The sequence below is a fragment of the Streptomyces sp. NPDC031265 genome (assembly GCF_055570295.1).
The window spans coordinates 18,948-42,325 of sequence record NZ_JBVIHM010000016.1 but is presented as its reverse complement, the minus strand read 5'-3'; the positions used below and the strand labels follow the sequence as shown (position 1 = coordinate 42,325).

Here is a 23,378-nt window from a genome sequence, read left to right as displayed (position 1 = left end):
TATTCCCCCTGTGGGGATGGCAGTGTCAGCCTCTCATGAGCTGCTGACACTGCCATCTGCCTCGGCTCCGATGCTTCGGACAGCTCCTCGCCGAGACGCGCCCAGCCCTCTGGCAGGGCGAGATTCAGACCTCACAGTCAGCGTTCGCATGCTGGTAGCGGCCGGACGTCAGGCCAGATCGTCCGCGATGACCTCAGTCTGCTTCAGGACGCGGTCGACCGCGTCCGGCTCCTCGTCCGGGGGGTAGCCGAAGAAGTTGAGCAGCAGTTTGACCTTGGCGCGAATGCGATCCTGGGCTTGGCTCTTGACGCGCCAGTCAATAGTGACGTCTCCCGCAACCTGCTCGTACAGCTTGCGGGCGATCTTGGACAGGATGTCCTGTCCCATTTCCAGGGCCTTCGGGTTGGCAGCGATGGCGTCGTAGAAGGCCATCTCATGTTCGGACAAGCCGAGCTCGGCAGCAAGCGCGCGGGACCCGGATACCTCTTGGGCCATCTCGACGAGGAGTCTTGCCGCCTCAGCGGAACCGATGAGGCCGTTGTGATAGCGGTTCATCACCGCTTTCATTGCTTCGGAGTACTCCTTCTGCCGCGTGAGGTTGCTCGGGTGCGCTTCCTGGATTTCGCGGGCGATGGCGTCCCGCAGGGCCTTGAGCGCCAGGTTCGGATGGCGGCTGTCCCTCAACTGCTGCACGAAGCCCGCGTCGAGGTGAGAGAGATCGGGTTTGGTGAGGCCGGCGGCGTCGTAGATGTCCACGACACCGTCCGCGGCCACCATCTCAGCGTTGAGCTGCTCGATCATGCGGCGAACATCCGCTTCGGTGGCCAGGCCGAGCTGCTGCCGATGTTCCGCGGCCAGCTTCTGATAAGTCATACGCAGGGTCGCGAAGAAGTGGACGTCGGACAGCAGGTCTTGCACGTCGGGATGGGTGGGGCAGAGAGAGAATGCCTGGGAGAGCAGGCGGCCGAAGTGCAGGAACCGCTGTGCCCGGGTGGGCTCACCCGGTGGCAGGGCAGGCTCGGCGGTCTCCAGAAGGTCCAGGGCTTCACGGAGTGCTTCGCGGTGTCCGACATCCCGCAGAGCTGTGCGCCAAGAACAGTCCCGCAGTACAGCGTCGACTTTGCTGTGCATGCCGCGTACAGACTTGACCGCCTCGGCGATGTGCGCGCCGATAGTCTCCTGCTCCTGGTCAGCCTCCGAGTACGTGGCCAGCGCGTATTTGAGTTCTCTGGCTACGCCTAGGAAGTCCACCACTAGGCCAGAGGGCTTCTCGTCCCAGGTGCGGTTGACGCGCGCGATGGCCTGCATGAGGGCGGCGCCACGCATGCGGCGATCCAGGTACATGGTGTGCAGGGGAGGGGCGTCGAAGCCTGTCAGCCACAAGGACTGAACGATGATCAACTCAAGTTCGTCTTCAGGTTTGCCGACACGGTCTTGGATCTTCTTGAGCTGAGTCGGGGTGCGCACGTAGTCCGCAATGTCGGGCGTGTCCCTGCCGGGATTGCCGGTGAAGACCACTCGGATCTTCCCGGAGTCGTCCGGGTAGAGCTCGGTCTCAGGGTCGGGAGTACCGGTCCACTCCCCGCGGCGTTCTGCCAGAGCTCGGAAGAGGCGGGCGGCGTTACGGCGTGAGGAACAGACGATCATGGCCTTGCCGGGGCTGCCCGTAAGTTTGATCATCTCCTGGCGGCGGATGTCCCAGTGGGAGAGGATCGTGTCGGCGATGGAGCCAATACGTTCGTGGGCACCGATTAGATCCTCGAAACGGGCGAAGATGCTGCGTGCCCGGGCTTGCTCTTCCGCAGTGAGCCCTTCGACGAGCCCTTCGGCCTTGGCGTTTAGCTCGTCCAGGTCTATCCCTGCGGGGAGATTGACCTTGTGCAGGATGGGCTCATAGAAGACGGGCACGGTCGCCCCGTCGTCGACGGCCTGTGTGAGGTCGTACGTGTGGATAGTTGGCCCGAAGACCTGGTGAGTGGAACCAGTCCGGTTGTCGATGGGGGTGCCGGTGAAGGCGATGAAGGTGGCGTTCGGGAGGGCGTCGCGGAGGTTTCGGGCGAAGCCATCCTCCAGGTCATAGTGGCTACGGTGGGCCTCGTCGACCACAACGATCACGTCACGTCGGTCTGTGATGACCGGATGTCGGGCGCCGGCCTTCCGTTCCTCTTCGCTCACCCGGAACTTCTGAAGCGTTGAGAAGACGATGCCCCCGCTGTCTGCTCGGCGGGTGAGTAGCTCGCGCAACTGGCTGGCCTTGGTTGCCTTCTTTGGGCTACCGCTGACCATTTCTAGACTCTTGCTCTGCGCGAAGGTGTCGAAGAGCTGGGAGTCCAGGTCGATGCGATCTGTGAGCAGCAGGACCGTGGGGTTTGCGACCTCGGGGATGGTGGCGGCGAGTCCTGTGTAGAAGAGCATCTCCTCGCTTTTGCCCGCGCCCTGGGTATGCCAGATGACGCCGGCCCGACCGTCAGTGGCGACGGCTGAGGCGGTGGCGGTGATCGCCTGCCTCACCGCAACATACTGGTGGGCCTTGGCAAGTTTTACGGTGTCGACCTCGCCACCCATCCCCTCGGCGGAGAACGAGAGGAAGTTCGCGATCAGGTCGAGGAAGCGATCGGGCTCGAGTGCGCCGTGGATCATGCGGTCGAGCGCCAGGTCGTCGTTCCGCTCGTGCTTGCGAAGGAGAGTGCCGTCCTCCTCCGCGTGCCAGGGGGCCATGTGCTGCCAGGGGGTATGCGGGGTGCCGAGGCGGGCGGTTATCCCGTCACTCGCGAGCGAGAGGAGCAGCGTACGAAAGACGCGGTCGAGTTTGAGTTCGCGGCGGTAGTTCTGGATCTGGTCGTATGCAGATCGGGAATCGTCCGTGCCGCCTGATTTCTTCAATTCGATGATGGCGAGCGGGATTCCATTGACGTACAGGACGATGTCGAATATGAAGACGCGTCCTCGGGCTCCCTTGACGCGAACCTGGTTCGCAGCGACGAGGTCGTTGCCGTGAGGGTTGGTGAAGTCGACAGGTCGGACAGTGACATGTCGTTCCTGCTGAGTGGCGGGGTTGGTGTAGTACACCTTCACGCCGGCCTTCAGGTGCTGGTAGAAGCTCCAGCTGAGGCGGACTTCGTTTGCCGGGAAGGTGTCGAGTAGCCGCTCGATCGCGTCCTCCACTGCGGGCGAGGGCAGCTCGGGGTAGCGCGATGTGATGGCTGCGCGCAGGCGGGGGTAGAGGATGAGGTCCTCCCACCCTTTCCGGTGCCCATCACGGGGGCGGAGGTTCTTACCCCGGATGTGCTGCCAGCCGCGTTCGGAGAGCTGATAGAGCGCGTGTCGTTCCCAGTCTGACTCGGACATGGCACGGCCATTGGCCGTGCCGATCCCAAAGTCCGTCTCCATGGTGTCCGTTCCCCCGTCGGTAGTCATGCAGCATCCTCCACGGTCTTTTCGACATCCTTAATGCGGATCTTTCCGGTGACAAGTTGGGGGAGAAGGGTGTCGCGGAGAGCAGCGAGGGTGTGGTTTTCCATGCGGGCTGCAGAAATCGAATCCTCCAAAGACTGGAGGATTCCGCGCAGGCGAAGCGTTGCAATTGCTTCCGCAGGAACGGTGAGGTGGAACGATGCCAGCTTGGCTCTGCTCAAATCTGTCTGGCCCGTGCTCCCTTCACCCATGTTCTCGATGAGGGGCTGGGACAAGAGCATTGCGTACGCTCCGATCATCGGGTCTACGCGTTCTGGGTCGAAGCGGACGATGGTGACGTGCGAGTCGACTGTGACCTGCTCGTTGAGGGACCAGCGTGCGACGCGGCCGAGTGTGCCAACACCAGTGGAATTAACGAGGACGTCGCCTGTCTGCAGGAAACGGTCCGCTCGTGATTTCGGTGGAGTGGTGAATCTGGCCTTTGTGAGGTCCACGTATCCGTCGCGGATGCACTTCTGATTGATGACCGGGATTCCTTCGCCGGAATCGACGTATTTAGGGGCACCTCCTCGCGTGAGGCAGGTCGTGATGTCCGAGATCTTGTACTGGTGGACGGAGCGCGTGGCCAGTGCGTGTCGGAGGTGGGTAAGTCCCAGAGAGCGGGCATTGGTCACGAGGGAAGAGTTTAGTGCGATCTTGTCGTCCAGTGCCCCGAGAACGTCAGCGATACCCTGCTGTTCGTGCAGCGGAGGGGTATGAATCTGCAGCTTACGCGCCGATCCAATGTTGAAATGTTGCTGGACGGCACCCACTGTGTGGGCGGATACAAATGCCCCTGCTGTCGCGTTAATCGCATAGCACAAGAACCGAGGGGAAACCTGCTTGGTGGGGCGTGCGATGATGATGTCAGAGCAGTTTGCCTCGCCGAAACTGTCGGGAATCAAAGCGGCAGCACCAGGTGTTCCGGTGCGAACGATAACGATGTCGTTTGCGAGTAGCTGAGACTTCTTGAGATCCTCATGGAAGCTGCTTCCCACGTACGCGAGATCAGTAAGGTCGAGTCGCCCTGGGCGGACGTTCTTTGAGCGGAGAAAGGGGATTCCGCTGGGCTTATATTCTCCAGCCATTGTGCCGACGTGGCCGACGGTGATTGTTGTGCACAGCTCACTCAGGGCTCGGTGAGACCACGCGTCCATCAGAGCCTCCCGAGTTGCTCGTCAACGACCTTCGCCAAACGCTCCGAGCCCGCGAACTGCTCCCGCAGCAGCGCCGTAAGTCGCGCGATCTTTGTCTCCACCGGTTCTGCATCCGGATCGTCCGCGACCGCCGCGGTTCCTACGTATCGTCCTGGCGTCAGTACGAAGTCGTGTTCGCGGAGCTCGTCCAGGGGCACGCTGCGGCAGAAGCCCGCGATGTCCTGGTACGTTGTCTCGCCCTCACCCCCCCGCCAGGATCGGAACGCACCCGCGATCCGTGCCAGCTCAGAGTCGCTCAGCTCCCGCATTGTCCGCGTCGCCATAAAGCCGAGTTCGCGCGCGTCGATGAATAGGACCTGACCCGCCCGCTCTGCCGATACCCACGGTGACCGTGCCGGCCGTTTCCCTTTGCCTTCCGTCAGAAACCACAGGCACGCTGGGATCTGCGTCGACCGGAACAGCTGTCCCGGCAGCGCCACCATGCACGCGACCAGGTCGTCCTCGACCATCGCACGCCGGATGTCGCCTTCCCCGCCCGACCTGCTGCTCATCGAGCCGTTGGCCAGGACGATTCCGGCCCGCCCTCCGACCGCGAGCTTGCTGACCATGTGCTGGATCCAGGCGAAGTTGGCGTTACTGGTCGGCGGGGGGCCGTACTTCCAACGCTCGTCGCTGGCGAGTAGTTCGCCACCCCAGTCGGAGATGTTGAACGGCGGGTTGGCGAGGACCACATCGGCCTTCACGTCACCGTGCTGGTCGTTCCGGAAGGAGTCGGCGGGCTCCTCGCCCAGGTCCACCTCGATTCCGTGGATGGCGAGGTTCATCTTGGCGAGCCGCCACGTCGTCTGGTTCCGTTCCTGGCCGTAGACCGAGACGTTGAAGCGGTTGCCGCCGTGTGTCTCCACGAACTTCTCGGCCTGCACGAACATGCCGCCCGATCCGCACGCGGGGTCGAGTACTCGCTCACGTTCCTTCGGCTCCAGCATCTCCACAAGCAGCTGTACCACCGAGGGCGGCGTGAAGTATTCGCCTCCCTTGCGCCCCTCGGCGAGTGCGAACTGCGCGAGGAAGTACTCGTACACCTCACCCATCAGGTCCCGCGCGCCTACTCGCTTTCCGTCCAGTGAGATCTGCGACTGGAAGGTCAACTGGTCAAGAAGTCGCACCAGTTCGGCGAGAGTGGGTTCGTCGACGCGACCGCTGTTGTACATCCTCGGAAGGGTATCCTTCAGAGGCCGGTTGAACTTCTCAATGGTCCCCATCGCGCCGTCGATGACCTCACCGACGCTCGGCCCGTCTGTACTCACCTTGGCATGCTTCAGCACCTCGTTCCACCGTGCTGTCGGCGGCACATAAAAGATTCCGGCCCCGGTGTACTGGAGCGGGTCCTCGACCGTCTTGCGGATCAGCTCTTCTGAGGCTGCACCCTCCAGTCCCATCCCGGCGAGCATGCCTCCACCCCGCAGCTCCTCCTCCAGCAGCTCCCGCTTCTCCTCCATCGCGTCCGACACGTACTTCAGGAAGACCAGGCCGAGTACGAAGTGCTTGTACTCGGCCGCATCCAGGCTGCCACGCAGCTTGTCGGCGGACTTCCAGAGGATGGACTTCATGTCCTCCGGCTTGGCTTGCTTTTTCTGGCGGGGGGGCACGGGAGGCTCGCTTCGTCGTGTAGTCGGGATCAGGAAGATGTCTGTCGCGGTCCAGTCTCGTACAGATCTACGCCGCATCCGTCGCGCCGGCGCAAGGTCGTCGCTAATGGATTCGGTCACGACCTACTTGGTCGTCCCTGCTAGTGCTCTAGCTGGCGATGCAGCTCAGGGCGCCAGTGCGTTCAAGACGCCTCCATCTTGACGGCCTCCGTGTGCAGCATCACAGATAGGGCTTGAAGGTTCGCTGAAAGAGGTGGATTGGTGGGGAATGTCTGGCCTGGTCGGGAGGGAGGAGCAACGATCTTCAGTGCTGGGTCAGAGGGCAAGGAGCATGGATGGCGAGCGTCTTTCAGAGGTGCAAGGGGGACACCCGGGATCGGAACTATCCGTGCGTGCGTCCACGCTGCGGTCACGCGTGGACCGTGCGGTACCGGGAACTGGGCGGAAGGCGGGGGCGGCAGAGGGAGAGGTCGTTTCCGCGGCGGATCGGCCTGGATGGTGCGGACGCTTTTGCAGCTGGCGTGGAGATGGACAAGAAGGCCCGGAGCTGGGTCGACCCTTCGCGCGGCGCCATGACCTTGGCGGTCTGGGGTGAGGAGTGGCTCGAGCGGCGCGTCATCGGTGAGTCGACCCGTCGCAACTACGAAGGGTTCATTCGTAACCATCTCGTGCCGCGCCTTGGCCATAAGCCCTTGGCTGGGCTGGCGCGGCGGGACTTCGAGAGGTTCGTCAAGGACCTCTACAGGGGCGGTGCGGGGCTGACTGCATCGACGGTGAACGACCGCATGGTGATGGTGGCCGCCATCATGGAGGCGGCCGTCGTGGACAAGCGCATCACGGAGAACCCGGCCCGGGGTATCCGGACGTCCCGCAGGGATGCGCTGGCGGTGGACGAGGACGAAGTTCCGACGTCAGCCGAGGTCGATCTGATCGCTGCGCACATCGCGCCGCGCTTCCGCCTCACCGTCTACCTTCAGTCCGGCACAGGCCAGCGCCCCAGCGAAGCCCTGGCCTTCTCCACCGAGTGCAGGCGATCTGGCTACATCAGGATTCGATGGCAGGTCAGTGCCAGGGCGCACCGTGAGGACTGCCAGACACCCTTCGTGCCGCTCAAGCATCGGCTGGAGAAGGAGTACCGAGATGTCCCAACCGCCCTGTTCGTTGCGCAGGAGATCGACGCGCACCTCCTGAAGTGGAAGCCGGTGCCCGTCGTTTTTACTGGGCAAAAGGGGAAACGGATTCGGCTCGAGACCTTCTTTGCCTCGCGTCAGCCTGGCGTTGGCGTAATGCCGTCCATCGCGTCCTACGGATACCAGTTCAAGAAGGCATGCCTCTCGGCCGGCCTCGTCGATCTGGACGGCAATGCCAAGTACACGCCCCGCAGCCTGCGGCACTTCTTCGCCTCCACGGCCCTGGCTAACGGCGTGCCGATCCATGAGGTCTCGCGCTGGCTCGGGCACCGTTCGGTCAAGACGACGGTCGACATCTATGGGCATCTGCTGCCCAGCGCGTGGGACCGTTGCCGGGAGGTACTGCAGCGCGCCATGCGGCCCGCGCCCCTGGATGCGACGTCCCTGCCGGCGGAGGAGGCGAGCTGGAGCGCTGACGCTCGAGCTGCGTAGGCGTACGAGAGGCGTCGGGCCTGCGTGGTGCTGGGATGAGACGCCCGTGCTGGGATGGTGCTGGGATGCCCCCTGCAAAACCCGCGTTTTCGCAGGTCGGAGCTCTACACTACAGATTCCGCTTCAACGTGTGATGCCCGTAGTGACGCCGGTCGAGTAGTTCGGCAAACATGCAGGTCAGGTGGGGGCGGCCCGGGTCGGGGGCGGCCCCGCTCTGCTTGCCCGGTGATCGGCGGGCCGCTATTCGGCTATTCGGGAGGCAACTCCAGCATCGGCTCGAAGGCAGCGCCCTCCTCGTCGGGAACGTACGGGAGGAAGCCGTCGGGGAGCGTGCGGGCGGCGGTGGTCAGGAGGCGGGTCAGGACCTGCCGCTCGGTGGCCGGGGGGAGCCGGAGGGCGGCGAGTAGGCGGTTGCGGACGGTGGGGTGGTCCGGGTTGTCGTCGAGGTAGTCCGCATTGAGGGCCGGGGGACGGAAGCCGGCCAGGGCGTCGTGCCAGGACGGCAGGACGATGGCGAGGGTCAGCGCCTCGGCGAGGGACTCGGCTATCAGGGCGGCCTGGCCCTCGGAGTCGGTGTAGAGGACGGGGCGGGGGCCACTGGGGACGGCCGGGCCGCAGAGGTAGTGGGTGCCGCCCGCGTTGCAGCCGGCGACGGGCTCCACCGGGAGGCCGTTGGGCAGGGCGATGGGCTCGATCGGGTCGGTGCGCGCGAGGTCGAACTCGCCGTCGCACGCCAGATAGGAGGCCGCCTCGGGGTGTGCGGCGACTCTGCGGAGCAGGGCGTCGTCCGAGAGGGCGGCGGGGTTGAGGGCCGCGGCGATCGCAGGGGTGAGGGGGTGCCCGGCGATGACGTGACGGACGGCGTCAAGGGGGACGGGGCGCTCGTAGTAGTCCTCGAAGTGGGCCTGGGTGGCCTCGGGGGAGCGGTCGGTGAGAAGAGGGAAGAGGAAGCGGGAGCCATCCGGGTCGTCGCTGCCGGAGGGGAACGCGATGGCGGAGCCGGTGTGCCAGGCGGTGTCGCCGGTCTCCCGCCAGAGGCAGACGGTGACACGGGGGACGTCGATGTCCTTGTCACGGAAGGCGGGCTCGTCGAGTATCGGACGTAGCGCGGCGGGCACTTCGTCGATGACACCCGGCCAGACCTGCTCGTCGTCCGTTCCGTACGGGCTCATCGCCGACTCGTGGTCGAAGCCGCGTATGAGCACGCCGGCGGGGGTGAAGACGACGGAGAAGTCGTCCCCCGAGCCATTCTCCATCAGGGCTGCCTCCTCGCCGGGGCCCCAGTCGCCGGCGAAGGTGTAGCAGCAGAACCGCGGATCGTCCCCGATCGTCGCGTCCAGGACGGCGAGCGCGCGCAGATGGGCACGGAGCTCGGCGGGTTCGGGGAGGAGGGCGGCGATCTCGTACACGGTGCTCATGACGCCATGGAAGCAGCCGCCACTGACAACCAGTGGCCACTGACGATCAGTCGGTCCGGAGGCGCCGGTCCCAGGTGTGTCCCCAACCACCGCGCCAGACGGCCGACTCGGAGTCGGTGAGCGCGCAGCCGACACTGATGCCCCACTCCTCACCCTCGTACCGGAGAGCGGGGTCGGCGAGAGCGTGCCGCAGGTTGTCGAGGGGGATCACGGTGAATGCGTCGCTGTCCGCGCGGGGGTGATGCCGGACCTCGATCCACCCGGCGCGCACGTAGGGCACCAGCGGTGCGAGTTGCCCGTCGACCCGGTCGAGGAGCTCCGTACCGTTTCAGGTCGGCCGCGAGGTAGAAACGACGGGAAGAGCCGGGCTCCCAGATCCAGTTGGCCGAGTCATCCATATCCGTTGTTGTGTTGCCGTGCGCCTGCGCTGTTGGGCGCACAGTTGGGAAGGGGCCGAGCCCAGGCGGGCTCGGCCCCTTCCTTCGTGTCGATGCCGACGTTCAGGTGCGGCGCGGAGGAGTCAGACTGTCCAGGTCGAGGTGGATCTCGAATGGGACGGGGCGCTTGAGGGTGGTGCGGAAGATGCCGGCGGGGGCGTAGGCGCGGGTCGGTTCGTCGAGTTCGTAGACGTGGACGACGGGCGCGCCGCCCTCGTCCTCGACGCACCAGTAGTGCGGGATGCCGGCCTGCGCGTACTTGTGCAGTTTTACTGTGCGGTCCCGGTGTGCGGACTCTGGGGAGACGACCTCGACGACGAGTCGGACGTCCTCCGGGGCATACCAGGTGCGGTCGGCGTCGAATGGGGCGGTCGTCAGGATCAGATCCGGTTCGGGGCGGTTGCGGGCATCGAGCCGGATCGTCATCTCCCTCTCGACTTCGAAACCGTCGGCGGCCTGAGCCATGAGCGCCACAGTGAGGCCGGTGACGACGCGGCCGTGCCACGACCGCTGTGGGGACATCATGAAGACGAGCGCTCCGTCTATCAGCTCGGTGTGGCGGGGTGCCTCCGGGAGGCTGTCCAGGTCCTCCGCGAACCAGCCTTCCGCGCGCGGCGGGCGCATCCAGTCGGGCAGTGCGGTCATGACTTCACCGTACCGGCTCCAGGCCCACGAGGGCCGGGGCTTCCCCGGGACGGGATCGCGGTCCGTCACCGCATTCCGGCTGTGATCGAATTCCATGCGTGACCGCATTCGCCATACCCCCGCGCCCCCTCCGTATCGCCACCGCCCAAGCCCCCGTCGCCCCCGGTGACATCCCCGCCAACGCCGCCACCGCCGCCCGGCTCGTCCGGGACGCCGGGGACGGCGGAGCGAGGGTCGTCGTGCTTGCTGAGAAGTTCCTCACCGGGTACGAGCCCGAGCTCATCCGGGCCGAGCCCGAGCGGTGTGCCGTGAACGGGCTCGCGGACCCCCGACTCGCTCCCGTCGTGGCCGCCTGTCGGGAGAGCGGGGTGGTCGCGGTCGTCGGGGCCGCGGTGTACGACGGTGGCGAGCTGTTCGTGTCCGCGCTTGTCGTCGACGGGGGCGGGGTACGCGCGCGGTACGACAAGCAGACGCTGTTCAAGGCCGAGCGTGCCGTGTACCGGCACGGGGACGTCGGGCTCACCCTCGACGTGGACGAGTGGCGGCTCGGGCTTGGGATCTGTTACGACTCCGGCTTCCCCGAGCACGCGCGGGCGGCGGCGCTGGACGGCTGCCACGCGTACGTGGTGGGCGCGCTGTTCGGTGTCGGCAACGGGTACCACGAGTCGCGGATCTGGTTCCCCGCGCGGGCCTTCGACAACACGGTGTACGCGGTGCTCGCCAACCACGTCGGACGGACGGGGGAGTGGGAGACCTGCGGGAGCAGTGCGGTGTGGGGGCCGGACGGGCGGGTCGTGGCGGAAGCCGGGCCCGACGGCGAAGAGATCGTCTTCGCCGACCTGGACCCCGACGCCCTGAACGCCGCCCGCGAGGCCGAGCCGATGCTGCGGGATCTGCGGGACACGGGGGCGGAGCCCAGGCGTGCCGTGCGGGTGGCATCGCCGCCCGTACCGCACGCCTAGGCCCCACCCGGTCAGCCCGCCGCCACCCCCGTCTTCAACCCCGCCCCGCACAGCGGAACCACCGCGTCACGCCCCCCGAGGGATGACGGCGACGCCGTGACCGCCGCCCAGCACGCCACCCCCGTCGACTCGACGAACAGCCCGCGTCCGGCGAGGTCGCGTTGGGCCGCGCGGATCTGGTCCTCGGTCACCGTCAGGAACGTGCCGCCCGATTCGCGTACCGCGCGCAGGATCTGGCGGCCCCGGGGCGGCGAGGGGATCGCGATTCCCTCCGCCAGGGTCTCGGCTGCGGGTACCTCGGCCACCTCCTCGGCCCCCGCCCGGAACGCCGCCGCCAGCGGCGCCACCGCCTCCGCCTGGACCGCGACCAGGGCGGGGCGCTCGGGGATCAGGCCGTGCGCGTACAGCTCGGCCGTGGCCAGCGCGGCGCCGAGCAGCAGGGTGCCGTTGCCGACCGGGACGACGATCGCGCCGGGCAGCCTGCCGCCCAGCTCCTCCCACAGCTCGTAGACGTACGTCTTGGTGCCGTGCAGGAAGTACGGGTTGAAGACGTGCGAGGCGTAGAACGTGCCGGGGGCGTCGGCGGCCGCCCGGGCGGCGCGGGCGGTGGCCTCCCGGTCGCCGGGGACGCGCTCGACCCGGGCCCCGTGCGCCCCGATCTGCTCGACCTTCTTCGGCGAGGTGGCCTCGGGCACGTACACCGTGCACGGCAGCCCGGCCCGGGCCAGATACGCGGCGAACGCCGTGCCCGCGTTGCCGCTGCTGTCGGCGATCACGCGCTCGGGCGCCAGGCGCCGGGCGAGCTCGGCGAGTACGACCGCGCCCCGGTCCTTGAAGGACAGTGTCGGCATCAGGAAGTCCAGCTTGGCGGAGACGGTGTCGGTGAGCGGTACCAGCGGCGTGCACCCCTCGCCCAGCGTGACCGGCGGCGGCCCGTCGAGCGGCAGGGCCTCCGCGTACCGCCACAGCGAACCGACGCGCCCCGCAAGCGACTTCAGCTCCACGGCCCCGGCGGCGAAGTCCAGGTCCCACGGGCCCCCGCAGGCCGGGCAGCACCAGGGGGCGGCGGCCTCGACCGGGGCCCGGGTGCCGTCCTGGGGGCAGCGGTACGCCGCCGCGCTCGCTCCGGAAGGCGGGGAAGGCTGGGAAGGCTGCGTGTTCGTGCGTGTCATACGGCGACCCTAGAACGTCGCTTGTGACGTCGAGTCAGGTCGGGTGGCTCGTGGGTGCTCGGCGGTTTTGAGCCCGGCCCGTTCGGCCGCCCGGACGCACCCGGCTCGTGGGTGCTCCCCCCGTTCCGAACCCGGCCCGGACGCACCCTGGACGCACCCCGTCCGCTTCGACGCCGCCCGCCCCGCCGCCTCCCGCGGGCCAGGGCCACGGCCCCGACTGGCCCCGCCCTTCCCGGGGCCGCAGCAGCCCTCGGGAGGCGCCGCCCCCCGCCGCCTCCCGCGTACGATTCGCGCAGCAGTTCGCTGACCTCGACGAGGAGCCCTCACCCGTGGACATACCGCCGCCGCCCGCGCCCGAGCCGCCTTCGCAGCCGGGCCAGGGCCACGGCCCCGGCTGGCCGCCGCCCTACCCGGGGCCGGGGCCGCAGCAGCCCTGGTACCCGTACCCGCAGGCGTACCCGCAGCCGTTCCAGGAGCCGGCCAAGACCAGCGGTCTGGCCATCGCCTCGCTGGTCACCGGCATCGTCTGCTGTGTGCCGCCGCTCGGTCTGGTCCTGGGCGTGCTCGCCCTGGGGCGGATCAGGAAGAGGGGGCAGCGAGGCAAGGGCATGGCGATCGCCGGTGTGGTGCTCTCCGCGATCAGTACGGTCCTGGCGGTCGTCCTCGTCGTGAGCGGCGCGGCGAGGGCGTTCTGGGACGGGTTCCGCGACGGCATCGACGAGGTCAAGAGCACGCGCAGCACCATGGACCTGCGCAAGGGCGACTGCTTCGACGTCCCCGGCGGCGAGCTGGAGCGCGAGGTCGTGAACGTGACCGTCGTGCCGTGTACCGAGCCGCACGACGGCGAGGTCTCCGGCTCCTTCAAGCTGGACGGCTCCTCCTTCCCGGGCGACAAGGCGATCACCGCGCTCGCCGACCGCAAGTGCTGGGCCGTCGAGCAGGAGTACGCGATGGACAGCTGGGCGCTGCCGGTCGAGGCCGAGTCGTACTACTACACGCCGAGCACCCGCAGCTGGCGGCTCGGTGACCACTCGGTCACCTGCTCCTTCGCCACCACGAGCGGCAAGCTCAAGGGCTCGGTGCGCAACGACGCCCGCCGCCTGGACGCCGACCAGATGACCTATCTGCGCTCCTCCAACGCCTATGACCGGGTGCTGGCCGCCGGCCCCGACCGCGACCGGGTCGAGGACGACCTCCCCGCCTTCAAGAAGTGGGCCGGGCAGGTCTCGCAGGTGCTGGGCCAGGAGAGCGCCCGGCTGCGCGAGCACAGCTGGCCCGCCGCCGCGGACGCGCGGGTGCGTGCCCGTGCCAAGGAGGCCGAACTGGCGGGCAAGGAGTGGGCGAAGGCGGCCGCGGCCGCCGACACCGACGCCTTCTACCTCCACTCGGGCGCGGCGGACCGCGCGCTGCGGCAGGCCACGGAGATTGCCGCGCGGGGCGCCCTGCACCTGGCCACCACACCGCCCGCCACCGACTCGGGGGGCAGCAGCGGCGGTTCGGGCGGCGCCGACGGCGGTACGGACAGCGGGGGCACCGGCAGCGGCGGCACCGAGGACGGGTCGGGCCCCGGCACGGGGAGCGGAACCGGAGGCAACGGTTCCAAGGCGGTCTGAGGCGGGTAGTCCTACCGGCGGTACCCCCTGGGCACGGACAAGTCATCACTTCGAGTGAAACTCTGGCCTTGGCTTGCGGCGCACAACCCACGGTTGCCACGCTGTTGCAGTCTGTCAAGCTGATGGGAGTGGCCAGTGACTTTCGGTGAGCAGCCGGCTTATCTGCGCGTAGCCAGCGATCTCCGGCAGAAGATCGTCAGTGGCTCACTGCCGCCGCACACCCGCCTCCCCTCACAGGCCCGCATCCGCGAGGAGTACGGCGTCTCCGACACGGTCGCCCTGGAGGCCCGCAAGGTCCTGATGGCCGAGGGTCTGGTCGAGGGCCGCTCCGGGTCGGGTACGTACGTGCGGGAGCGCCCCGTCCCGCGCCGCGTGGCCCGCTCCGGGTTCCGCCCGGCCAAGGGGGCCAGCCCGTTCCGCCAGGAGCAGGCCGAGGACGGCACCCGGGGCACCTGGGAGTCGAGCAGCGAGCAGGAGGACGCGTCTGCCGAGATCGCCGAGCGGCTCGGCATCCACCCCGGAGACCGGGTGATGCGCACGCGGTACGTGTACCGGGACGCGGGCGAGCAGATGATGCTGTCCACGTCCTGGGAGCCGCTCGCGGTGACCGGGCGCACGCCCGTGATGCTGCCCGAGGAGGGGCCGCTCGGAGGGTGCGGCGTCGTCGAGCGGATGGCCGCGATCGACGTGGTGGTGGACAACGTGGTGGAGGAGGTCGGCGCGCGCCCGGGGCTGGCGGAGGAGCTCATGGCGCTCGGCGGGGTCCCGGGGCATGTGGTGCTCGCCATCGAGCGGACGTACTACGCGTCGGGGCGCGCGGTGGAGACGGCCGATGTCGTCGTCCCCGCCGACCGGTACCGCATCGCCTACCACCTTCCGGTGAAGTAGGTGAAGTGGGTGAAGTGGGTCAAGTAGCGGTGTCGGCGGTGGGCTGACCCAGTGTCAACTCCCGCGAATGGGGGCGCACTCGAAGGCGTGCGCCCCCGTTCTCTTGCCCTTGTGTGGCCGGATCCGTATCTCTTTGTGTAAACGCGGATCCGCTGAGTGAAGGTCAGGCGTAGGGTCGGGCATATGCGGAATGCGGTTTCCTGGGGATCTTCACCGACCTGCACGCCGATATCGGGAGGGGCGCGATGAACGACGGTGGCGTGGTGCTTTCCTGGCAGGTCATACGGCAGGACGACAACGGCAACCGCTACCGCGTCGGCAGGTACGCCACCCGGGCCGAGGCCCAGAAGATCGTCGACAGCCTCGATGACCTGGGGCATCACCGGCTCTACTGGGTCGAGCGGATCACCCAGCCGGCGCAGTAGCAGGGCGCCCGGCGGGTGCGGACGGGGGTGCGGGCCGGACGACGGCCCGCCGGACCGGAGCCCTCCGGGAGCGCGTTACGCTCCGGCGCATGGACGTTCGTGTGGTGGTCGCCGGAGCCGTGTTCGACAGGGGCAGGCTGCTCGCCGCGCGCCGCAGCGCCCCGCCCGAGCTGGCCGGGCGCTGGGAGCTGCCCGGCGGCAAGGTGGAGCCGGGCGAGCGCCCCGAGGACGCCCTGGTGCGCGAGCTGCGCGAGGAACTGGGCGTGGAGGCCGAGCCGCTGGAGCGGATCCCGGGGGAGTGGCCGCTGAAGCCCGGCCTGGTGCTGCGGGTGTGGACCGCCCGCCTGGTCTCCGGCGAGCCGCAGCCCCTGGAGGACCACGACGCCCTGCGCTGGCTCGCCCCCGACGAGACGGACGAGGTCGACTGGCTGCCCCAGGACCGGCCGGCGGTGGCGGAGGCCGCGCGCATGCTGGCGGCGGGCATCAGGGCGGCGCGGGAGGGTGTGGCGGGCCGCTGAGTGTCCCTCCGCCCCCGTACGCCCCCTACGCCGTTCGTGCCACCATGCGCCCCACCAGGGGATAGCTGACCCCAAATATCGGGTATGTGGCTATTAATCCTTCTGAACCCCCCGAAAAGTCGGATGCGGGTGAGCGGTGTGATCGACACCTCCGGTGGCTGCGCTGAGTGGAGTTTCCCGGCGGAGGCCAACGCCGTGCGCACCGCGCGCCACGCCGTCCGGGACACGCTGCGCGGCTGGGCGCTGGACCCGGCCGTCAGCGATGTGGCGGTGTTGCTGGTCAGTGAGCTCGTGACCAATTCCCTGCGGTACGCGTCGGGGCCCATCGGCGTCCGGATGGCCCGGCAGGAGCCCGGCGCCCTGCTGGTGGAGGTCTCCGACCCGCTGCCGGAAGAGCCCGTACAGCGGCACACCGGACCGGACGACGAAGGGGGCCGGGGCCTTCAGTTGGTGGCTTGTTCTGCACGGCGCTGGGGGACCAGGCGAGGCAGGACGGGCAAGACCGTGTGGTTCGAGCTGGCTCTGCCGGGTTAGAAGGAGGGAGGGACGAACGATCACCACCTCTTCGGACGGCGAGGTCGGAAGACGGCCGGAAAAGAACGAGACCGGGATGTGATCGTGAACGCCGTGTCGGTGGGGGCCGTAGTACTGAATACTGCGGTCAAGGCCGGTCCGGTGCGGTGAGCTGGAGGGGACGGTCGCGTGAGCGAGATACCTGAGACGGCTGGCGGCGTCGTGTGGCAGAGCAGCCCGCCTGGCTCGATCTATGACTACATCAGGGTCGCCTCGTTCTCGATCGGGCCCGACGGGCTGATCGAGCAGTGGAGCGTGCGGGCCGAGGAGCAGTTCGGCTTGTCCGCCCGCGAGGTCGTGGGAATCGACCCGGTCGACGCCTTCATGCCGCCTGAGCTGCGCTCCCAAGGTCACCGGCGGGTCACCGAGATCCTGGACGGGCGCGAGTGGACCGGCCTGGTCCCGTTCCGCACGCCGGAGCGGCGGGGACGGCACGGGCTCGCCGAGCTGTATGTGATGCCGAGTGAGACGGCGACCGGGGAGCGCGGCGCGCTCTGTATCGTCGTCGACGTCCGGGCGCTGCGCGGCATAGAGACGGATCTCGCGGCCTCGCAGGCAATTTTCGGCCAATCTCCCTTCGGCTTCCTGCTGTTCGGCACGGGCCTCACCGTCCTGCGCGCCAACAGGCGCTTCGCCACTGTCTTCGGCGGCGAACCCGACGAGCACCGCGGCCGCACCGTCCACGACTATCTGAACCGCGCCGAGGCCGACCGGATGGCCGCCGCCCTCCAGCGCGTCCTGGACACCGGCGAGGCCGTCACCGACCTCCAGCTCGTCGGCACCGCGCCCGGCGACCCGGCCCGCCGTCACTGGTCGATCAACCTCTACCGGGTGCACAGCGGCACCGGCCGGCCCATCGGCGTCGCCAGCCTCGGCATCGATGTGACCCGCCGTCACAACGCCGCCCGCGAGGCCGCCGACGCCCGCCGCAACCTCGCCCTGCTCAACGAGGCGGGCAACCGGATAGGGAACTCCCTCGACCTGGAGACCACCGCCCGCGAACTCCTCGACGTCGCCGTCCCCGGCTTCTGCGACCTGGCCTCCGTCGACCTCTACCAGGCACTGCTCGCCGGGGACGAAGCCATCCGGAGCCGTGCCGACGGCAGCGCCGAGCTGCGCCGGGTCGCCTTCGCCAGCGCCGTCTCGGACGCACCGCCCACCCTCACCGGCGCCACCGCCCCGATCGCGTCCGTCTCCGTGGGAGACGTCCATCGCTACCCCTTCCACTCGCCCTGCGCCGGCGCCCTGCGCACCGGTCGCCTCCATGCCGTACCGGGCGGCGAGGGCAGCCTGGTGCACACCACGCTCGCCGTCCCGATGGTCGCCCACGACACCGTCGTCGGGCTCGTCCAGTTCTCCCGCGCCAAGGGCAGCGAGCCCTTCGGCGACCGCGACCGCGCCCTCGCCACCGAACTCGCCTCCCGCGCCGCCGTCTGCATCGACAACGCCCGCCTCTACCGGAGGGAGCACGAGCGCGCGCTGATACTGCAGCGCTCCCTGCTCCCGCCCGGCGACCCCGAGGCCGCCGGGCTGGACATCGCCTGCCGCTATCTGCCGGGCAACGCCGCCACCGAGGTCGGCGGCGACTGGTTCGACGTCATCGAACTCCCCGGCCACCGCACCGCCCTGGTCGTCGGCGATGTGATGGGCCGCGGTCTGCGGGCCGCCGTCGCCATGGGCGAACTGCGCACCGCCGTACGGACCCTGGCCATGCTCGACCTGGAGCCCGCAGAGGTGCTCTCGCACCTGGACGAGATCGCCCGGGGCCTGGGCGACCCCGGCGGCCCCGACCGCGCGGCGGGCGGAAACAGGCGCGGCGGCCCCGGCTCCCGCACCGCCCACAAGTCCCGCGAGGCCGACCTCTCCGAGGTCTACCTGGCGACCTGTGTGTACGCCGTGTACGACCCGGTGACGCGGCGCTGCTCCATCGCCAACGCGGGCCATCTGCCGCCGGTCCTGGTCGAGCCCGGCGAGCCCGCGCTGTTCCTGGACATGCCGCCCGGGCTGCCGCTCGGCGTGGGCGGGGAGCCGTTCGAGGAGATCGAGGTCGACCTCCCCGAGGGCGCCCTGCTCGCTCTCTACACCGACGGTCTCGTCGAGTCCCGCGACCACCCCCTGGACGAGGGACTGCGGGCCTTCCGCAAGGCCATCAGCGACCCGGTCGCGGGCCTGGAGGACGTCTGCGACCAGGTCCTCAACACCCTCGACACCCGCCACGGCGAGGACGACATCGCCCTGCTCATGGCCCGTATCCAGGGCCTGCCCACGGACGCCGTCGGCGACTGGCGGCTGCCGCGCTCGCCACGCTCGGTCGGCCGCGCCCGCGAGCTCGCCCGCACCCAGCTGCTCGCCTGGAACCTCGACGACCTCGTCGACACCACCGAGCTGCTGGTCAGCGAACTCGTCACCAACGCCCTGCGGTACGGCGAGGGCGAGGTACGGCTCCGGCTGCTGCGGGACCGCACCCTCGTCTGCGAGGTGTGGGACGCGGGTCTGGTCCAGCCGAGACGGCGGCGGGCCCGGGACACGGACGAGGGTGGCCGGGGGCTCCAGCTCGTCGGCCTGCTGAGCGCGGGCTGGGGCTCGCGCCGCACCCCGCGTGGCAAGACGGTCTGGTTCGAACTCGCCCTTCCGGACGGCGAGTCCCGCCCCGTGGCCGAGCTGACGGAGGAGCAGCTGCTCAGCATGTTCTGACCCCGGGGGTGCTCAGCCCCGGGGTGTCGTCCGCTGTCGGCGTGCTGCGGTCCGCCCACGGCCCGCCGCCCCTACGTCGTCGCCTTCAGTGCCGCCAGCCGCGCCTCCACCTCCGCCGTGTCGCCCTGGGCGTCCAGTTGCTCGAACTGGGCGTCCAGGAACGAGGCGGCGAGCTCCCGCGTGCCCCGCGCCCGGGCCTCCTCGCGCCGCACCTTGTCCTCGAAGCGGGGTATCTCGCTGGTCGGGTCGAGCAGGTCGACGCCCTCCAGCCCGTCCAGCAGCGTGTTCCGCGCCCGCGCCGCGGCGGCCCGGGATGCCAACTCGCCCTGCTCCGCCCTCAGTACGTCCAGCTGGGACTTCATCCGGGCCAGGCCGGACTTGAGCCTGTCCACCAGCTCCGTCTGCGCGGCGATCGTCGGCTCCGCCGCCCGCGCCTCGTTCTCCGAATGCACCTGCCTGCCCAGCGCCACCTTGGCGAGGCGGTCGAACCGGTCGGCGTCGTCCGCCGAGCCGTCCGCGCGCAGTCCGTCGGCCTTCCTGCTGGCCGCGACCGCCTGGTCGCCCCACTCCTTGGCGGCGGCCAGGTCCTCCACCCGGTCCCTCTCCATCAGGCGCACGTTGCCCATGGCCGAGGCGACGGCCTGCTCCGCCTCCGCGATGGTGCTCGTGTACTCCCGTATCAGCTGGTCCAGCATCTTCTGCGGGTCCTCGGCCTGGTCGAGGAGCGCGTTGACGTTGGCCTTCGCCAGCCGGCCGACCCGGCCCAGTACCGACTGCCTGTCGCTCATGGCTCTTCTCCTTGCGCCGGTCCGCTTCCTGCTTCTGATACACCGCCCGGCCCGTTCAGGTTCCCGTTCTTCTCGAAGGTCCCCGGGCCGTGCTCGTAGGCCTGTACCTCCGCTTCTGCGAGGCTCCGCGCCTGCCGCGCCAGGGCGTCCGCCCGCCGCACCTCGGCGAGGCCGCCCGGCGCGTCCGGCCCGGCCGTCTCGTCGGCCTGTGCGAGGTGGCGCCGGGCCTCCGCGAGCCGGGTGCGGGCCGCGCTGCCGACCGCGTCCCGGTGGGTGGTGACGTAGTCGTCCGCCGCCGCGACGGCCGCGCCGGCCGTGATCACCGCCCGGTCCAGGAGGGTGCGGGAGCGCCCCGCGCCGCCCGTGCGCTCCCGTACGCCTGCAAGGGCCTCGTCCAGTGCCGCGTCCAGTGCCTCCTCCGCCTCCCCGACCAGGCGCAGCGCGCCGATCGGGTCGTACGGGCCGGCCGCCCGTGCCCGCCCGACGCCCACGAGCACCGTCTCGGCCCGGGCGACCGGACCGCGCAGGCCGGCGAGGGACTCCGTGGCGCCTTCCAGCGGACCTCGCGCCTCCGCCGTGCCTTCCAGCAGCTCGCGAGCCTCCGCCAGAACCGCCTTGGTCTCCGTGAGCGCGACGGGCAACCGCTCTTCGGCGTCCGCGAGTTCCCGGCTCCGCCGGACGATCGCGTCCACCAGCGTGGCCGCCTGGGCGACGGCGCCCTCGGCGGCGCGCACTTGCGCCGCGGCCTCGCCCCGGTCCTCCGCGTCGAGGGCCTGGCGGGCGGCGTTGAGGCAGGCCGTGGCGGAGACCAGGTGTTCCTTGGCCTCCTCGGTATGGCCCGTGACCGGCGCGGTCGCGGACTCCGCGTACCGCTGGCGCAGCGCGGTCAGCGTCGAGTCCGCCGCGGCCGTACGCCCGGTGAGCGTGCGGAAGGCCGTCTCGACGGCCTCCAGCGCCCGCGGGGCGTCGCGCTCCAGGGCGCGCAGCGCGTCGAAGGCCTCCGACTCGGCGTCGAGCCGCCGACCGGCCGCGGCGCACCGCGAGACGATCTCCCGCAGCATCCGCCGCCGTGCCGCCCCGCCCTCCTCCGGCAGCTCCGGCTCGTCGGGCGGGGCGGGACCCTCCGGCAGGGCCAGCCCCTCCGGCGGCGGCTCGTCGTCGAGCTGCTGGCGCAGCCGGAACGCGGTGGCCAGTTCGGACCTGGCGTACGCGAGGGCCTGCGCGAACGGCCGGGCCGCCTCGTCCCCGAACTGGGCGACGGCGAAACCCAGTTCCTCGTCACTCGTACGGATGGCGTCATCGGTGGCGACCAGGGTCCGGTCGGCCTCCGCCTCCAAGGCGGCGAGGTCCTGCGGCGGGGCCGGATCCCGCTCCCAGCCCTGCGCCCCCGCGCTCTGGGCGCTCGCGGGTGTGGTCCGGGTGGCGGCCCGCCGCTTCCTGCGCGCGTACGCGTAGACGGCGACCGCGCCCGCGGCGACGAGGACGACGACCGGCAGGACGTAGTCGCTCGCCGAGATGGAGCCGTCGTGCCGGGCGGGCTCGGCCAGGGCGGCGTCCAGCCCCTCGGCCGCGCCGATCGCGGCCCCCGCCCAGTCGCCGCGCCGCAGGGCGGGTTCGATCCACTCGCGCGCCACCTCGCCGAGCGTCTGGTCGCTGAGCCGGAAGTACTGGTCGACCGAGTACGCGTACTGCCGCGACCCGGTGGCGACGGCCAGCAGGACGTCGTCGCGGCCGAGCCCGTTCTTCTGCGCGGTGGTGTCGGCCCAGTCCTGGGCGGTGCGGCCGGAGAAGTCGTCCACGTACACCGCGAAGAGCTGCACGAGGCGGTCCTCGTGGAGGCGGTCGAGCGCGGCGGCCACCTGCGGCGCGCGGTCGGCGAGCGCGTGCGCGTGGTCGGTGACCAGCCCGTTCGAGGCGAGCGTCACCGGGTCCTCGGCGTGCGCGGGTCCCGCGCCGGGCAGTGCCGTCCAGCACGTGGCCAGCAACACGGCCACGAGGGCCCGGACGGCCCGGGCGGCCATGCGAGGCCCGGTGCGACTGACACGCGGCGTCACATTTGTGAGCGTATGGCGGTATCTGCCGCTCCGCGACCGGGCGGGAGCCGCCGGACCGGGGAATCCGCGCCCCGCTCGTTAGGCAGCACGCCACCGGGAGGTCATACTTCCACGGCACACTGACAGTCAGGGGTACACGTGCGGACAGCTATATCGGCCGGAGTCGAGGGCCTGCGCCGGTGGTTCCGGCGCCCGGCGCGGACGTGGGTGCGGCGTGCCGTGCTGGCGGCCGTGCTCCTGGTGATGGCGCCCATGGTGGTCGGCGCGGTGGCGCTGCGCAGCAGCTACGCGGGCGACCCCGGCGACGGCACCAGAACGCGCGGCCGGGACGCCATCTGGCTCGGTCACGCCTGGGTCGACGGCCGCAAGGGCGACCGCGACCTGGACGCCTTCGCCGCGCGCGTACGGGAGACGGGGATACACGACCTCTACGTGCACGCCGGACCCCTGGAGCACGACGGGTCGCTGCCCGCGGCCCGCTACCCCAAGGCGCGCTGGCTGGTCGACGGCGTGCACCGCAGGCTGCCCGGCGTGCGCGTGCAGGCCTGGCTCGGCGACAAGCTCGCCACCGAGGGCCCCAGGGGGCTGCGTCTGGAGCGTCCGGCCACCCGTGCCGCGATGGTGGACTCGGCCCGCCGGGCCCTGGCGGGCGGCGGGTTCGACGGCGTCCACTTCGACCTGGAGCCGATGCCCTCGGGCAACCGTCACTTCCTCGAACTGCTCGACGCGGTGCGGCCCGTGACGCGGGCGCACCACGCGACGCTGTCGGTGGCCGCGCACCAGATCGACCCGGTGCCCAAGCTGCACTCCGCCGCCGGCAAGATCGCCGGGCACCCCAAGTGGTGGTCGCAGGCGTACTTCGGGCAGGTGGCCAAGCGTGTCGACCAGATCGCCGTCATGTCGTACGACACCTCGATGCCGCTGGAGAGCCTGTACGGCGGCTATGTCGCCCAGCAGGCCTCGCTGGCGCTCGAAGTGACGCCCAAGGACACGGATCTGCTGATGGGGCTGCCGTTCTTCCAGACGGAGACCATGGGCCACCACGCCTCGGCCGAGACGGTCAAGGCGGCCGTACGCGGCGTGCGTCTGGGGCTCGGCCGCACCGACCGCCACCGCGAGCACTTCGGCGTCGCCCTCTACGTCGACTTCACCGCGCGCGACCAGGACTGGGCCGCGTACGACAAGGACTGGAACTGAGGCGCGGCAGCACGGCGGGGGGGGGGGGGGGGGGGGGGGGGGGGGGGGGGGGGGGGGGGGGTTGGGGGGGGGGGGGGGGGGGGGGGGGGGGAGGGGGGGGGTGGGGGGGGGGA

General features: G+C 69.9%; 18 protein-coding genes. 9 read left to right on the top strand and 9 right to left on the bottom strand.

Annotated features, from left to right (window positions below; genetic code table 11):
* Positions 1-168: 168 nt before the first annotated feature.
* Genes ACZ499_RS23665 through ACZ499_RS23655 form a run of 3 tightly spaced genes read right to left on the bottom strand, consistent with a single transcriptional unit; the run spans position 169 to position 6,379 of the window.
* On the bottom strand, positions 169-3,417 hold the full coding sequence (locus ACZ499_RS23665; protein ID WP_468677680.1) for a type I restriction endonuclease subunit R: 3,249 nt from the start codon (positions 3,415-3,417) through the stop codon (positions 169-171).
* Positions 3,414-4,610, bottom strand: coding sequence for a restriction endonuclease subunit S (locus ACZ499_RS23660; protein ID WP_468677678.1), 1,197 nt, complete (start codon positions 4,608-4,610; stop codon positions 3,414-3,416). The genes ACZ499_RS23665 and ACZ499_RS23660 overlap by 4 nt, the downstream gene beginning before the upstream one ends.
* Positions 4,610-6,379: a class I SAM-dependent DNA methyltransferase gene (locus tag ACZ499_RS23655; RefSeq protein WP_468677677.1), complete on the bottom strand. Its 1,770-nt coding sequence runs from the start codon at positions 6,377-6,379 to the stop codon at positions 4,610-4,612. The genes ACZ499_RS23660 and ACZ499_RS23655 overlap by 1 nt, the downstream gene beginning before the upstream one ends.
* A 407-nt stretch (positions 6,380-6,786) precedes the next feature.
* Here ACZ499_RS23655 and ACZ499_RS23650 point away from each other — a divergent pair, with 407 nt between their 5' ends.
* On the top strand, positions 6,787-7,881 hold the full coding sequence (locus tag ACZ499_RS23650) for a tyrosine-type recombinase/integrase (protein ID WP_468677844.1): 1,095 nt from the start codon (positions 6,787-6,789) through the stop codon (positions 7,879-7,881).
* A gap of 248 nt (positions 7,882-8,129) precedes the next feature.
* Here the strand turns inward: ACZ499_RS23650 and ACZ499_RS23645 are convergent, their stop codons facing one another.
* From ACZ499_RS23645 to ACZ499_RS23635, 3 genes are all read right to left on the bottom strand, one after another.
* Positions 8,130-9,299, bottom strand: a complete 1,170-nt coding sequence (locus ACZ499_RS23645; protein WP_468677675.1) for a hypothetical protein — start codon at positions 9,297-9,299, stop codon at positions 8,130-8,132.
* Between the two features lie 46 nt (positions 9,300-9,345).
* Positions 9,346-9,570 carry a hypothetical protein gene (locus ACZ499_RS23640; RefSeq protein ID WP_468677673.1) on the bottom strand — a complete coding sequence of 75 codons (225 nt, stop codon included), beginning with the start codon at positions 9,568-9,570 and terminating at the stop codon, positions 9,346-9,348.
* A 229-nt stretch (positions 9,571-9,799) separates the two neighbouring features.
* The gene (locus ACZ499_RS23635) at positions 9,800-10,381 is read right to left on the bottom strand and encodes a Uma2 family endonuclease (protein ID WP_468677671.1); all 582 of its coding nucleotides are present in this window, start codon (positions 10,379-10,381) and stop codon (positions 9,800-9,802) included.
* Positions 10,382-10,479: 98 nt separating this feature from the next.
* Between ACZ499_RS23635 and ACZ499_RS23630 the strand changes: the two genes are divergently transcribed.
* Positions 10,480-11,343 (top strand): carbon-nitrogen hydrolase family protein, encoded by an 864-nt coding sequence (locus ACZ499_RS23630; protein WP_468677669.1) that lies wholly within the window; start codon positions 10,480-10,482, stop codon positions 11,341-11,343.
* An 11-nt stretch (positions 11,344-11,354) separates the two neighbouring features.
* Here ACZ499_RS23630 and ACZ499_RS23625 read toward each other — a convergent pair whose 3' ends face one another.
* Positions 11,355-12,515 carry a pyridoxal-phosphate dependent enzyme gene (locus ACZ499_RS23625; protein ID WP_468677667.1) on the bottom strand — a complete coding sequence of 387 codons (1,161 nt, stop codon included), beginning with the start codon at positions 12,513-12,515 and terminating at the stop codon, positions 11,355-11,357.
* 329 nt (positions 12,516-12,844) lie between these two features.
* On the opposite strand from ACZ499_RS23625, the gene ACZ499_RS23620 reads away from it, so the two are divergent.
* The 6 genes from ACZ499_RS23620 (at position 12,845) to ACZ499_RS23595 (ending at position 19,226) form a co-directional block, all read left to right on the top strand.
* Positions 12,845-14,128: a DUF4190 domain-containing protein gene (locus ACZ499_RS23620; protein ID WP_468677665.1), complete on the top strand. Its 1,284-nt coding sequence runs from the start codon at positions 12,845-12,847 to the stop codon at positions 14,126-14,128.
* A gap of 135 nt (positions 14,129-14,263) precedes the next feature.
* Positions 14,264-15,016: a GntR family transcriptional regulator gene (locus ACZ499_RS23615; protein ID WP_468410723.1), complete on the top strand. Its 753-nt coding sequence runs from the start codon at positions 14,264-14,266 to the stop codon at positions 15,014-15,016.
* Positions 15,017-15,261: 245 nt separating this feature from the next.
* Positions 15,262-15,441 (top strand): SPOR domain-containing protein, encoded by a 180-nt coding sequence (locus ACZ499_RS23610; protein WP_371654495.1) that lies wholly within the window; start codon positions 15,262-15,264, stop codon positions 15,439-15,441.
* Positions 15,442-15,530: 89 nt separating this feature from the next.
* Positions 15,531-15,959: a (deoxy)nucleoside triphosphate pyrophosphohydrolase gene (locus tag ACZ499_RS23605; RefSeq protein WP_468677663.1), complete on the top strand. Its 429-nt coding sequence runs from the start codon at positions 15,531-15,533 to the stop codon at positions 15,957-15,959.
* Positions 15,960-16,088: 129 nt separating this feature from the next.
* Entirely contained in the window at positions 16,089-16,493 is a 405-nt protein-coding gene (locus tag ACZ499_RS23600; protein ID WP_468677661.1) for an ATP-binding protein, read from the top strand.
* 168 nt (positions 16,494-16,661) lie between these two features.
* Positions 16,662-19,226: a SpoIIE family protein phosphatase gene (locus tag ACZ499_RS23595; protein WP_468677660.1), complete on the top strand. Its 2,565-nt coding sequence runs from the start codon at positions 16,662-16,664 to the stop codon at positions 19,224-19,226.
* Positions 19,227-19,297: 71 nt separating this feature from the next.
* On the opposite strand, the gene ACZ499_RS23590 is transcribed toward ACZ499_RS23595, so the two are convergent.
* Positions 19,298-20,014, bottom strand: coding sequence for a PspA/IM30 family protein (locus ACZ499_RS23590; RefSeq protein WP_468677659.1), 717 nt, complete (start codon positions 20,012-20,014; stop codon positions 19,298-19,300).
* Positions 20,011-22,035 carry a TPM domain-containing protein gene (locus ACZ499_RS23585; RefSeq protein WP_468677658.1) on the bottom strand — a complete coding sequence of 675 codons (2,025 nt, stop codon included), beginning with the start codon at positions 22,033-22,035 and terminating at the stop codon, positions 20,011-20,013. Before ACZ499_RS23585 ends, ACZ499_RS23590 begins: the two co-directional genes overlap by 4 nt.
* A gap of 276 nt (positions 22,036-22,311) precedes the next feature.
* Between ACZ499_RS23585 and ACZ499_RS23580 the strand changes: the two genes are divergently transcribed.
* On the top strand, positions 22,312-23,265 hold the full coding sequence (locus tag ACZ499_RS23580) for a glycosyl hydrolase family 18 protein (RefSeq protein WP_468677842.1): 954 nt from the start codon (positions 22,312-22,314) through the stop codon (positions 23,263-23,265).
* Positions 23,266-23,378 lie beyond the last annotated feature (113 nt).